Origin of the sequence: Bacillus sp. AFS002410 (assembly GCF_002556365.1) — a bacterium.
In the GTDB taxonomy this organism is placed as follows: domain Bacteria; phylum Bacillota; class Bacilli; order Bacillales; family Bacillaceae_G; genus Gottfriedia.
In genome coordinates, this window is sequence record NZ_NUEU01000019.1 from 100516 (window position 1) to 114487 (window position 13972).

The following is a 13972-nucleotide window of genomic DNA, read 5'->3' on the forward strand; positions in this document are numbered from 1 at the left end:
AACGAAGCAAGATCTTAGTCTTATTTCACCAATTCCCCCAAGATTTTGCCAATTTGTTCACTTCAATTTAATTGACGCTACACTTTGATAACTTGGTTTCTTAGAAGGTTGAATCTTATATAAAATGATTTCATCCGCTTCAAATTTTAGTGGGTCTTCCTCCCAGGTAAATGGGACCTTAAATTCTTTATCGAATATATCATTATATTTTTTTGCGATTGTAATATGCGGATTATAAGAACGTTTTTCAACTGAAAATCCAATTTTTTCACATATATTACTTATTCTATGTTGTAGATTGATTAATTCAATGCTATTTTCAAGACCAAACCACCATACACGTGGCTTTGCGTCATTCCCAAATATCCCTAAATGTTGGACGGTCAAGCTAAAGCTTTTGAAATCATCAAGCTCTTCTTTTAATTGATCCATTAGTTCTACACTTTTGGTATATGTAACTGGGCCTAAAAATGATAAAGTAATATGAAAATCATCTTTAAAAGTCCATTTTTTAAATGGTAATTTTCCGACCCACTTTTGTGAAAAATCATCTAATTTTTCTTTAATTTGTATTGGCAAAGGAACAGCAAGAAAATAATGTTCACTCAACTCATGCAATCTCCTTTTTATGATTAATATTTGAATCCTTTTTTAAGTATTGCATGATACCAACTGCAACTATACTAAGCGTTCCAAATAAAATATAAATTGCTTTAATTGAAAATGCCTCTGATATAAACCCACTTACAAAAGTACAGAACCATTCTCCCATTCCTAAGCCTAAACCAGAATAAATTGTAACGGCTGTTGCCTTTAAAGAATCTGGTGCTTGTTCTCTTACAAATTGGAGAGCCGCAGGAATAAATAATCCAACTGATAATCCTTGTGTAAGACAAGATAAAAATAAGATAGGCATCGGAGGATTTGTAAAATAAAAATACCATCTTAAAGCCGATACTAAAGCGGTTGCAATTAATATATTATATATCCCAAAACGATTAATTAATCGTTTAGCTACTTGTAAAAAAGGCGCTTCGCTTCCTGCAGAAATTAGAAAAGCAATACCAATACCTGTTAATGTTCCACCTAAGGATTGAATATATAAACCGAAGTAAGTATTATTTGCACTAATTGGTCCAAAAACTAAAAAGGCACAAATTAAAAATAGCAAAAATCTTTTATTAGATAGCAAAATTGGGACACCCTTTAAGATTGGCTCCCTTTTACTAAAGGTCGTAGCATTTGGAATAAAGATTGAAATGCCTAAACCAACTAAAACACAAAATGCAAATATGAAAAATATAATTGCTAAACCAAATAACTCAGCTAATCTTCCTGAAACTAACACAGCAATAGCAAATCCAATTGAGCCATATAATCGAATAGCTCCGTAATTCCCACCAATTTTTTGGACATAATTCAGTGCAATACTATCTGAAAGAGGAATTAAAGCACTTTGTGTCATTGATAACAAGACGACAACAAATAAAAGCATGCCATACGAAGTGATTGTAGAATAGAAAAGTGCAATTACAATTGTGGAGACTTGCGCTATAAGCAACATTTTTTTAGGATTTAGCGTCATGTCACTAAGCATTCCCCATAGAGGCTGTGAAAAAATTGCAACGATCGGCGTAAGAGACATTAAGATGCCAATTTGTGAAGTTGACAAATCCAACACATTTTTAAAGTATGAAGAAAGTAACGGTCCTAGCGATCCTATTGCAAAAAATAAACAAAAATAATAGCCCTTAAAAATTAGTAAGATGCTATTTTTACGTGCTTGTACTGTGTTCAAAATAATCTTCAACTCCTAAAAACCTACATAAAAAAGGGGAGGAATTTTTCTCCCCTTACTTTTACTATTTTATTTAACTAATTCAGCAATCGCCTGAGCATAAATTGCAATCGCTTTTAATAAATCATCAATTTCAGCATATTCATCTTTTTGATGAGCTACTTCTGGTTTACCTAAGAATAACGGTCCGAAAGCTACGCCTGCGCTTAATGAGCGTGCATATGTACCTCCACCGATTGTTAATAATGTCGCTTCTTCACCTGTTTGCTCTTCATATACTTTTTGTAAAGTTTGAATTAAAGGATGATCCTTTGGTACATGGTGAGGGGTTGAATTTTTAATTTCATTATATTCAAAGCTAAACTTATTTCCACGTTCAGTAAGTGTTGAAATAACAAAGTCAATATTAGTTGTCACTGGGTAACGTAAAGTTAAACCAAATGTACCACCTTTATTTTCTTCATATTGCATGATCCCTAAATTAATTGTTAAATCACCAGTAATATCATCATTAAACGCAACACCCATGTTTTTACCACGTGAATCACCTTTGAAGTTTTCAACGATAAAGTTTAAGAAACGATCAGCATTTACATTAAAACCAAATTGGTTTAAGAAGCTTGCTAATGCAATACCAGCATTTTTACCTTTATCTGGCTCCATGCCATGAACTGAAACGCCTTCTACAACTAAAACTTGGTTGCCGTTTTCCTCAGATATTTGAGCTTTGCAACCTAATTCACTAATGTGTTTTGTAAAAGCTTCTTGATCAAAGCTTGGTCCTGAAACGATTGCTTTTGCATGATCAGGTACCATGTTTACTCTTCTACCTGAAGAGAATGATACTAATTTATACTCACTCTCATTATCTTCAGATAATTGTACTTGGTTGAAGTTAATATCTAATATTCCCTTTTCAGCGTAAATAATCGGGAAATCTGCATCTGGAGCAAAGCCCATCGTTGGCATTTCTTCATTTTCAAAGTAATGGTCTACACAACGCCATTGACTTTCTTCATCTGTTCCAAGAATCATTCGTACACGTTTATTAATAGGAAGCCCTAATTCTTTTACAATCTTCATCGCATAATATGCAGCCATTGTAGGACCTTTATCGTCAATTGCACCTCGTGCATAAATATTTCCATCTTTAATAATTGCATCAAATGGATCATGAGACCAACCATCACCAGCAGGTACTACATCCAAATGGCAAAGAATACCTACTAATTCTTCACCGCTTCCCATTTCCAAGTGGCCAGCAAATCCATCAACATTTTTTGGAATAAAACCGTCTTTTTCACCTAAATTTAACATGTATGTAAGTGCTTCATTAATCCCTTTGCCCATCGGTGCTTCTTTTGAAATTGTTGACTCATCATATACACTTTCAATATTCAGAAGCTCAATCGTTTGCTTAAGGTAGTCTTCTTTACGTTTTAAAACTTCTTCCATCCAATTAATTTGTGTCATAGAAATACCTCCTTTAATATAAATAGTTTAACATCTTTTAAAATTTAAACATAATTTATTCATAAATGGAACGAAAAAAGAAGGAATATGACACTCTTTGTAGAATATATTACCTTAAACTTGCAAAATGATTACGTTTGCGCAAATTTTCATTAAATTTTTGTATTATTTTCATAAATTTCGTTATGAAACTACCGAAAAAGAGTAAAATGAAAATATAAGCTTTCTAGTAAAATACTTAACTAACCTGTTATGAAACAATGCGGTAGGTAAAGGAGTGGTTTTTTGAATTCTGGAACTTCTCGAATGCTGACTCGAATTAAAGCCATTTACATGTATATTAGCGAAAATGGCACCGTTTCTACAAAAGACCTAGTGGAGGAGTTTGGTATAACACCTAGAACAATCCAACGAGATTTAAACATTTTAGAGTTTAATAATCTAGTTTATAGTCCAAGTAGGGGAAAATGGGCCGTAACAGGGAAAAAAGTAAAAGCTTCTTCTTAAAAAGAAAAACAAAAACCCATGATGTCTTGTCTGACGTCTTATCAAGGGTTTTTGTTTTTCTTTTGGCTCTCGTCTTCATTACATTAATTCTTATTCACAAATTTAGGAAATGTAAAAATCAAAGCTCACATTCCCTACATCTATTATTTTTCTTCGTTAACAGACTTTAACATGTCGATCTCTTCATCAGTTAATTCTCTATATTCACCTAACTCTAATTCCTCATCTAATTTTAAAGGACCCATCTCAAGTCTTTTTAAATAAGTAACTGTCTTTCCGACTGCTTCAAACATTCTTTTTACTTGATGGAACTTACCCTCCATAATAATTAATTCTATTTCTGATTCCGCGTCAGATTTAAGAATTGTTAAATAACCTGGTTTCGTCAAATAACCATCTTCTAAAGTTACACCTTTTTCAAATGCTTTAATGTCGTCTTCCGTTACAATTCCATCAATCGTTGCGTAATACTTCTTTGGTACATGTTTTTTTGGAGAAAGTAGTTGATGCGCCAAATGACCATCATTCGTTATTAATAACAAACCTTCTGTATCCTTATCTAAACGACCAACTGGAAATGGTTCGAAAATTATATCTTCATATTCTAATAATCCGATAACTGTTTCATGTTCTGAATCTTCTGTAGCAGATATAACACCTGGAGGCTTGTTCATCATTAAATACACAAATTCTTTATACTCTACTACTTCACCGTTTACCGTTACTACTTGTTGTTCAATATCTACATGCTCTTTTGGGCTTTTGACAATATTGTCCCCTACTTTTACAACACCTTGTTTTAGTAAAGATTTAACTTCTTTCCTACTTCCATATCCCATATTGGATAAAATTTTATCAATTCTCATTAACTAACACCTTTTCTTTCTAATTAAAAATTAAAGAATCCCGCCGATTGGCAAGACTTTGGCAACGACGAAAGCTTTGATGCACCTATTACTATTCATCTGCCGTTAATTTATTCTTTCTTAATGTGTAAAAAAGGTGAACCACTCCTAAAAGACGGTTCACCATATGTTTTATCCTCTTTTTCCGAACTTAAAACGATTCTGCAAGCGAGTACCTAATATAATTTCAAATAAATTAAATTTATATGCAACTCCTAGATAAACTACCGCTCCGATCACTGCACCGATGATAATTAGGAACATTGAAATAATTCGACCATCTTTATAAGTCCAAAAGAAGCCTAATAAATATTCAACGCCAAAAACTGCTGCAGCCATTAGTAAAGATAAAATAATCATAAAGAATATTCGTCTAAACACTCTATTGAATGAGAAATTTGCGTGTTTACGGATATAATAGAAATTATATACGATTGAAAATGAATAGCCTAATGCTGTCGCTAATACTGCACCATATGTCTTAAATGCATAAATTAGTGGTACATTCAACACTATTTTAATAATTACTCCGCCAACTAATCCAATAATCGCATATTTTTGTTTATCTAAACCTTGTAATATTGCCACATTTACTGTGAAAAGTGAGTAAAGTAATGCTACTGGCGCATAAAAACCTAAAATACTTCCACCAAGTGTACTTTTTTGATAAAAAGCACTATAAATTGGTTCAGCCAATACCGAAATACCTACTACAGCAGGGAGAGTTAAGAAAAACACAACCTGGTAGGTTTGGGTAATTTGACTTTGTAGTTTTTTATGATTGTTATTTACGAAAGCTTCAGTGATTGCAGGTACAAGTGTTAAACCGAATGCTGTTGCTAGAGAAACTGGAATCATAACTAGTTTGTGACTCGTGTATGAAAACATTACATAAGTATTCTCTGCAATATCTTTTAATCCAATGGCTTCCATTGCCCTATTGTAAGTAAATTGATCAACTAATTGATATAACGGGATTGCAAGTCCAACAAATACATACGGAATTGAATATGAAAATAATTCTTTAAACATTACCATTTTAGTCGGATAAATTAATCCTTTTGATTTCGGGAGAAGTTCATCTAAATGTACTTTTCGTTTTTTCCAATACCAAAGTAAGTTTAAAATTCCACCTACAGCACCGATCGTAGCTGCAAATGTTGATAAACCAACTGCTTGAGTTATTGTTCCACCAAATACTTTTAGGATTAAATAACTTCCAATTAAAGTAAATACAATACGAACAATTTGTTCAATTAACTGAGAAACAGTAGTTGGACCTGTTGATTGATGTCCCTGGAAAAAACCCCTATATAAACTTTGAGAAGGTACTAAAATTAATGCAGTACTAACTATTCTCATAACTGATACTACATCTTCTACACTATTACCTTTCGAATCTGTTGGAATCATAAGCGGTGCTATATAAGGTGCAATAATATACAGTGTTAAAAATGACAGAATACCTGTACAAATTAGGAGCAACTGACTTGCATGAAACAGCCTCCTACTTGTTTCATATTCTTCGATTGCATTGTATTTGGAAACGAACTTTGCTACAGCTAACGGAACACCTGCAGTAGCTATACTGATAAATAATGTATATGGAACGTAACCATAATTATATAATGCAGACCCTTTTGAACCAACTAACGCATAGAAAGGGAATGTATAAATCATTCCAAGAAATTTTATAAAAAATGTACCAGCAGTTAATATGAAGGTACCACGTAGCAATTTTGAATCTGACATAAACTGCCTCCTACTATTTCGATCAAACCAACTAATCTATCTTACCATATCATATAAAAAGAAAAAATTAAAAATTAGTAACAAGTTGGAGCATACATGAAATAATGTTAAAATTTAAAAACAGATAAAGCAGGAAAATCAAAAAATGGATATTATATCCTTTTAGATCTCTCTTGCTCATACAAATAATGGATCCAAAAATTAACGAAAGTAGTGAAATAATGAATTATGATGTAATAGTAATAGGTGGCGGAACTTCTGGTCTGATGGCTGCAATTAGCGCTGCTGAAAACAAAGCTAAAGTACTTTTACTTGAAAAAGGAAATAAATTAGGACAAAAACTACTTATTTCAGGTGGTGGACGCTGTAATGTAACGAATCGATTACCTGTAGAAGAAGTTATTAAACATATACCTGGAAATGGCCGTTTTTTATATAGCGCATTCTCTATTTATAATAACGAGGATATCATACAGTTTTTCGAAAAAATGGGGGTCGCTTTAAAAGAAGAAGATCACGGAAGAATGTTTCCTGTTTCGAATGATTCAAAATCAGTATTAAATGCATTAATTCAAAAGCTAAAAAAACATCATGTCGATATACAAATTAATCGAAAAGTGAAAGAAGTACTCTATGAAGAAGGAAAAGTAGTCGGCATCTTACTTGATGACCAAACTGTTATACACACAAAAAGTGTTGTTCTTGCAGTTGGCGGTAAATCTGTACCTCATACAGGTTCAACAGGCGATGGTTATGCATGGGCAAAAAAAGCTGGGCATACAATTACAGAACTATTTCCAACAGAAGTACCAATCACTTCAAGCGAAGACTTTATTCAAAATAAATCATTACAAGGTCTTGCTTTAAGAGATATCGAATTAAGTGTACTGAACCCAAAAGGTAAAAAAGTTATAGCACATAAAATGGACATGCTATTTACTCATTTTGGAATTTCTGGCCCTGCTGCTTTAAGATGTAGCCAATTTGTATATAAAGTCCAACAAAAATTTAAAACAAAAAATGTCATGATGGCAATTGATTGTTTCCCTGACCAAAATGAAGAAACACTTTTTCAAGAAATGAACTATATCTTAAAAGAGGAACCTAAAAAATCCATTAAAAATGTACTAAAAGGATTTGTTCCTGAAAGATATTTATTATTTTTACTATCAAAATGTGGTATTGATGAAGCCACTCCTTGTAATGAAATTGCCGCTATAAAATTAAGAGAGCTTGTCCAATCATTTAAAAGCTTTACATTTGCAGTAAACGGAACTCTTTCAATTGAGAAAGCATTCGTGACAGGCGGAGGAGTCTCTACAAAGGAAATACATCCAAAAGAAATGTCATCTAAAATCATGAACGGCCTATATTTTTGTGGCGAAATTCTAGATGTTCATGGATATACTGGAGGATACAACATTACTGCTGCGTTTGTAACGGGTAGACTAGCAGGAGCTTCAGCTGCCGAGTATTCAAAAACAATTTTCTAATATAAACAAAGGACCGAACGAATACTTTTTTTCGCTAGGTCCTATTTTCATTACATATAGAAAAGCATAAGATTTGTTTATTAATAAACTTATTAAATACAAATCTGTTATTTCTAAAACGAATGATCATGCCCTTATTCAAAAAGCGATCGAACTGTTTTTCTAAATTTTTCTTATGCTTTTCGTCTAATATATTTTTCTTTGGCACAAATCCACCGTCCCTAATTTAAGGTCAAAGGCGAGCACTCGATTGTTCGTGATGCAAATTCACTAATAAATAAAATCGCCCATCCTCTTCAACATAACCATCTGCCAATTGAAAAGTTTGGTTTAAATCTTTAAAGAAAAACTTACCTATTAAATACTTTGATGAATACAATTCCATATGCCCATCTTTAAATTTACCTATTACTTTATCAGTAATATCAATTTTCAATGTTTTAGGCAAATCAACCCCCTCCTTTCTAACAAGCAAGGCCTCAATGAAAAAATATATGAGGTTCTACTTTAATATATGTCACAACTACATGGTTAATATACCTAACTCAAAAAAACATTAGCCCATTTAATCATGACAAATAAAAAAAACCAACGAAATCGTTGGATTTTAGTGCAGTAGACAAAGTAAAAAAATTATTTATTCAACTTCGCCTTCCCAGGCCATCATACCGCCTTCCATATTAGTCGCCTTATAACCTAGCTCATTTAAATACTCACAAACATTCTCACTACGAACGCCTGCCTTACAAATGAAAATGTATTCAAACTCTTTATTAAAAACATCTAATTTACTAGGAATTTGCCCCATTGGTATATGTACTGCTTCCGGAATTTTACCGTACTCAACCTCATAATCCTCACGTACATCTACTAAAAATAGCGTTTCACCTGCGTCTAAACGCTCTTTAACTTCATTTGCTGTAATTGAATTCATAATTGCACATCCTCTCTATATAGCAACATCTTAACAACTAATTAAAATCTATGCAAAAAGTACGTCTAATTGGAAAACCCTGTAGAAAAGGCGTAATTTGCAAGACTTTGTTCAAACCCTTCTTACAGATCACAAATGCTTTTAGAATCCCCAATTGTAGGGGGTATCTTAACAGAGTTCTTTCAATTGAAGCCTATTTTATTAATAAATAGCTAATTTTAATCTTATTTTGTAACATTTGAGACAGTAATATCGTTAATTATAATTTTTCAGTTGAAGAAAGTTCCATCTAGACTATTTTTGTATGGTAATACCTCAACGGGTATGGGTAATTTTTCATTTTATTTGCGATTATGCTAGATTTAATTGCGATTTCCTAATTTTATTTGCGATTCCACTTTTTTACTTGCGATTTTCTAATTTTATTTGCGATTCCACTTTCTATTTGCGATTCCCCTAATTTATTTGCGATTCCACTTTTTTATTGCGATTCCCCTAATTTATTTGCGATTCCACTTTTAATTGCGATTCCACTAATTTAATTGCGATTTCCTAATTTTATTTACGATTCTCCCCTTGATTTACGATGCTCTACTCCATTTTAAAAGTAGCTTTTCAATTTTTATCTACAAAAATAGAGGGTCCCTATAGAAAGTTATACTTTTGGGACCCTCACATTTTGTTTTATTTAGTTAGCAACAATATTAACTAATTTACCTGGTACAGCAATAATTTTTCGAACAGTTTTTCCTTCAACTTGTTCCTTAACTGCATCATCTGATAATGCAATTTGCTCCATTTGCTCACGAGAAGCATCTTTTGCAACAAGTAATTTTGCTTTTACTTTACCATTAATTTGTACTACGATTTCAATTTCATCTTCTACAAGCTTAGCTTCATCGTATGCTGGCCATGTAGCATATGAAATTGAATCATTATGACCTAATTTACTCCAAAGTTCTTCACCAATATGCGGAGCTACTGGTGCTAATAGTTTAGCGAAACCTTCAACCATTTCTTTTGGTAATTGTTCAGCTTTATATGCTTCATTGATAAATACCATCATTTGAGAAATGGCAGTATTAAAGCGTAGGCCTTCAAAGTCCTCTGTTACTTTCTTCACTGTTTGGTGGTATGTTTTATCAAGACTGCTTGAAGTTACACCTTCAACGATTTTATCTGATAGCTCTTCGTTATCCGTGATAAATAAACGCCATACTCGGTCTAAGAAACGACGAGAACCATCTAATCCATTTTCTGACCAAGCGATTGATGCATCTAATGGGCCCATGAACATTTCGTATAAGCGTAAAGTATCGGCACCATGGCTCGCTACGATGTCATCAGGATTTACAACATTCCCTTTTGACTTAGACATTTTTTCATTATTTTCCCCTAAGATCATTCCTTGGTTGAAAAGTTTTTGGAATGGCTCTTTAGTAGGAACTACTCCTAAATCGTAAAGGAATTTATGCCAGAAACGAGCGTAAAGTAAGTGAAGAACTGCATGCTCTGCTCCACCAATATATACATCAACTGGTAGCCAATGCTTTAGTAATTCAGTATCTGCGATTGCTTCGTTATTAGTTGGATCAATATAACGTAAGTAATACCAGCAGCTTCCGCCCCATTGTGGCATTGTATTTGTTTCACGTCTTCCTTTTTTACCTGTTACTGGATCTACTACATTAACCCAATCAGCAATATTTGCTAATGGTGACTCACCAGTACCACTTGGACGGATGTCTTCAGTTTGCGGAAGAATTAATGGTAGCTCCTCATCAGGAACAACTGTCATCGTACCATCTTCCCAGAAAATTACTGGAATTGGTTCTCCCCAATATCTTTGACGAGAGAATAACCAATCACGTAGACGATACGTAACTTTTTTCTCCCCTGCTTTTGAAGAATCTAACCATTCGATCACTTTTGTAAGTGCTTCTTCTTTATTTAATCCATTTAAGAAATCAGAGTTAACATGTTTACCATCGCCAGCGTAAGCTTCTTTTTGAACGTCTCCACCTTCAACAACTTCAACGATTGGTAATTCAAATTTAACTGCGAATTCGTGATCGCGCTCGTCATGTGCAGGTACTGCCATAACTGCACCAGTTCCATAGCTTGCAAGTACATAATCAGCAATCCAAATTGGAAGCTTTTCGTTATTTACAGGATTAACTGCATAAGCACCTGTGAATACACCTGATTTATCTTTCGCTAAATCAGTACGCTCTAAATCACTTTTCGATTTAACTGAATCGATATATGCTTCAACAGCTTCTTTTTGATCAGCTGTAGTAATTTTACTTACTAAATCATGTTCTGGAGCTAATACAACATAAGTTGCACCGAATAATGTATCAGGACGAGTTGTAAATACAGTTACTTTTTCATCGAATCCATCAATATTAAAGTAAACTTCAGCACCTTCAGAACGTCCAATCCAGTTACGTTGCATTTCTTTTAAGCTTTCAGGCCAATCTAATTCTTCTAGATCTTCTAATAAACGGTCAGCATATGCTGTGATTTTTAAGATCCATTGTTTCATTGGACGACGCTCAACCGGATGTCCCCCGCGCTCACTTCTTCCATTGATTACTTCTTCGTTCGCTAAAACTGTACCAAGTGCTGGACACCAGTTAACTGGAATTTCATCAACATAAGCTAATCCTTTTTCAACCATTCTTAGGAAAATCCATTGAGTCCATTTGTAATAGTTAGGATCAGTTGTATTAATTTCACGATCCCAATCATATGAGAATCCTAGTGCCTGAATTTGGTTACGGAACGTATTAATATTCTTTTCAGTAAACTCAGCTGGATCATTACCTGTATCTAAAGCGTATTGCTCTGCAGGTAGACCAAACGCATCCCAACCCATTGGATGAAGTACATTATAGCCTTGCATTCTTTTCATTCTTGAAAGAATATCAGTAGCAGTATAACCTTCAGGATGACCAACATGTAATCCCGCTCCAGATGGATAAGGGAACATATCAAGTGCATAAAATTTCGGCTTGCTTGTATCGTCAGTTGTTTTAAACGTTTTATTTTCTAACCAATACGATTGCCATTTTTGTTCAATAGAACGATGATTAAAACTCATATTATAGCCTCCTTATTTCATATAAATGGCTCGGCTGTGGCTCGCGCTTTAAAAAATAAAAAAATCCCCCCATCCCAAAAGGGACGAGAGGATTTCCCGCGGTACCACCCAAATTAATGTAAAAATACATTCACTTGTTTCCGTAACGTGGAACACGACATTTATTACTAGGTAATAACCGTTCACAAATGTGGCTTATGGGCGAGTTCATGAATAGAATGGATTGACTTTCACCAGCCGTCAACTCTCTAAACCTCTTCACATTCACTACTATTCCCAATCATTGCCGATCATTTAGATTTAATTTATACCATTTTATTATAACCAAAGAAAAAGGTCAATTATACATCGCCTATTTTTAAGAAGCAAAAGTTTGATTTTCAGCTTTTACTACCTTTTTTGCTAGTCTTTCATAAAGAACAGAGAAAATCATACTAATACCTAAAAAGACAACTAATACAATAAATAATACTCTCATATTAAATGTATCAACAACTGCTCCACCTATTACAGGTCCTAACATTCTCCCTACAGTTGCTGCGCTATTCACAATCCCTTGATACATTCCAACACGATCTTTTGGTGCAAGCATATTAGCGATCGTTGGAACCGCTGGCCAAACAAACATTTCCCCAATTGTTAAAATAATCATACCAGTTATAAACATTGAGAACTGATGAGCTGTACTCACAAAAATCGTTGATGCAATAAAGAATCCAATCCCAAATAGCATTTGCTTTCTCATACTTAACTTATATTTACGAATAGCACTTGAAATAATTGGTTGAGCTACAACAATAAGCGCGCCATTTATAGTCCATAACAGACTATATTTCTTTAATCCTATGTGTAGGTTTTGCATTTCAGAAGCAATAGTAGTTTGCCATTGAACATAAACTAACCAACATAATACGTACGCACAACAAACAATCATTAAAGCCTTCACTGAAGGAGTAAATGAAAATTTTTGTTTTTCAGACTGAGCAACTTGGATTTCATTTACGACTTTAGGAACTCCAATATCTCTAAATCCAAATAAAGCGACTAGAAAGAAAACAATATATAATAGCAAATTAGCGGAGAAAATATAATTAATATTAAAGTCTGCAACCATTCCACCTAAAGCCGTCCCAATCGCAACACCAAGATTTTGAGCTACATAGATTGCATTAAAAGCTTTACGACCACCTTCTGGCCATGCTGCTCCAACCATCGCGTACATTGAAGGAAATACAATTCCAACTCCAAACCCTAATACTACAAAGAAACAACTATAAAATGTCCAAGAATGATTAATAACCAAACCTAAGATCGACAAAAATGTAATACTAATACCAGTTAGGATTGACCTATATCCCCCAAGTTTATCAAATAGCCAGCCACCGAGCATATTTCCAAATACACCAGCCAATGAATTAAACATTAAAATAAGCCCTGCAACAGACAAGGACTTTCCTAAATACGTATGGATATATACTACATTGAATGGCCATAAAAATGAATTACCTGTTACATTTAAAATCATACCGATTAACAAAAACCATAGTTTTTTTGGCATCCCATACTCCCCTCAAAGCTGTCCCTTTTTATCTATTTTTATCTCGTTAACTCATTAATTGTAGAGGAGAATCTACCTAGTTTCAAGAGGCATGCTTCAAGTGTAGAAATTGGTAAAAGAAAATGGCAAAGAAATTATAGAAAAAGTACTATAAAAGGCCTATTCAAAAAAGAAAGATGTGCCAATTTTGGCACACCCTCTTTTCTTACTCGTCTTATTCCCTTTACCTTTAATACACGCTTAGCCCTGCTGGGATCTCTGTGGTTGACCTTTTTTAGCGTTGTTCATTTTTACTTGATCTACTGCTGAAAGTTCATTCGAGAATTCTGTATTTGTTTTGTTCTTTGTTGTTTGTTCAGGATTATTACTTTTTGATTTCTTCTTTACCACTTTTGGTTTCCTCCCAAGGATTGCATATTCTTGAACGTATTCTTGCATATTTTTGA

12 protein-coding genes and 1 other annotated feature are annotated in these 13972 nt (G+C 33.7%); of the genes, 2 read left to right on the forward strand and 10 right to left on the reverse strand.

All coding sequences use genetic code 11. The annotated features are described in order from the left end of the window. Positions 1 to 57 precede the first annotated feature (57 nt). From thpR to pepV, 3 genes are all read right to left on the reverse strand, one after another. Entirely contained in the window at positions 58 to 609 is a 552-nt protein-coding gene (gene thpR / locus CN692_RS12715; protein WP_179865478.1) for an RNA 2',3'-cyclic phosphodiesterase, read from the reverse strand. Position 610: 1 nt separating this feature from the next. Continuing rightward, the gene (locus tag CN692_RS12720; RefSeq protein WP_179874432.1) at positions 611 to 1798 is read right to left on the reverse strand and encodes an MFS transporter; all 1188 of its coding nucleotides are present in this window, start codon (positions 1796 to 1798) and stop codon (positions 611 to 613) included. A 69-nt stretch (positions 1799 to 1867) separates the two neighbouring features. Further along, positions 1868 to 3271: a dipeptidase PepV gene (gene pepV / locus CN692_RS12725; RefSeq protein ID WP_098119538.1), complete on the reverse strand. Its 1404-nt coding sequence runs from the start codon at positions 3269 to 3271 to the stop codon at positions 1868 to 1870. A 306-nt stretch (positions 3272 to 3577) separates the two neighbouring features. On the opposite strand from pepV, the gene CN692_RS12730 reads away from it, so the two are divergent. After that, positions 3578 to 3778 (forward strand): DeoR family transcriptional regulator, encoded by a 201-nt coding sequence (locus CN692_RS12730; protein ID WP_056473526.1) that lies wholly within the window; start codon positions 3578 to 3580, stop codon positions 3776 to 3778. A 143-nt stretch (positions 3779 to 3921) separates the two neighbouring features. Here the strand turns inward: CN692_RS12730 and CN692_RS12735 are convergent, their stop codons facing one another. Both CN692_RS12735 and CN692_RS12740 read right to left on the reverse strand, forming a co-directional pair. Continuing rightward, entirely contained in the window at positions 3922 to 4644 is a 723-nt protein-coding gene (locus CN692_RS12735; RefSeq protein ID WP_098119539.1) for a pseudouridine synthase, read from the reverse strand. Between the two features lie 171 nt (positions 4645 to 4815). Then, a complete protein-coding gene (locus tag CN692_RS12740; RefSeq protein ID WP_098119540.1) occupies positions 4816 to 6435 on the reverse strand; it encodes a putative polysaccharide biosynthesis protein in 1620 nt (539 codons plus the stop codon). Between the two features lie 221 nt (positions 6436 to 6656). Between CN692_RS12740 and CN692_RS12745 the strand changes: the two genes are divergently transcribed. After that, complete coding sequence (locus tag CN692_RS12745; RefSeq protein ID WP_098119541.1) at positions 6657 to 7928, forward strand: NAD(P)/FAD-dependent oxidoreductase; 1272 nt, start codon at positions 6657 to 6659, stop codon at positions 7926 to 7928. Positions 7929 to 8160: 232 nt separating this feature from the next. Here CN692_RS12745 and CN692_RS12750 read toward each other — a convergent pair whose 3' ends face one another. The 5 genes from CN692_RS12750 to CN692_RS12770 all read right to left on the reverse strand — a co-directional run bounded on the left by CN692_RS12750 (position 8161) and on the right by CN692_RS12770 (position 13964). Next, entirely contained in the window at positions 8161 to 8376 is a 216-nt protein-coding gene (locus CN692_RS12750; protein ID WP_179865476.1) for a DUF2553 family protein, read from the reverse strand. 189 nt (positions 8377 to 8565) lie between these two features. Further along, positions 8566 to 8862: a rhodanese-like domain-containing protein gene (locus tag CN692_RS12755; RefSeq protein WP_098119543.1), complete on the reverse strand. Its 297-nt coding sequence runs from the start codon at positions 8860 to 8862 to the stop codon at positions 8566 to 8568. A 688-nt stretch (positions 8863 to 9550) separates the two neighbouring features. Continuing rightward, positions 9551 to 11968, reverse strand: coding sequence for a leucine--tRNA ligase (leuS, locus tag CN692_RS12760; protein WP_098119544.1), 2418 nt, complete (start codon positions 11966 to 11968; stop codon positions 9551 to 9553). 76 nt (positions 11969 to 12044) lie between these two features. After that, positions 12045 to 12261, reverse strand: a binding site (T-box leader). A 65-nt stretch (positions 12262 to 12326) separates the two neighbouring features. After that, positions 12327 to 13526, reverse strand: a complete 1200-nt coding sequence (locus CN692_RS12765; RefSeq protein ID WP_098119545.1) for an MDR family MFS transporter — start codon at positions 13524 to 13526, stop codon at positions 12327 to 12329. 240 nt (positions 13527 to 13766) lie between these two features. Next, positions 13767 to 13964 carry a glycogen biosynthesis protein GlgD gene (locus CN692_RS12770; protein ID WP_098119546.1) on the reverse strand — a complete coding sequence of 66 codons (198 nt, stop codon included), beginning with the start codon at positions 13962 to 13964 and terminating at the stop codon, positions 13767 to 13769. Positions 13965 to 13972: the final 8 nt, after the last annotated feature.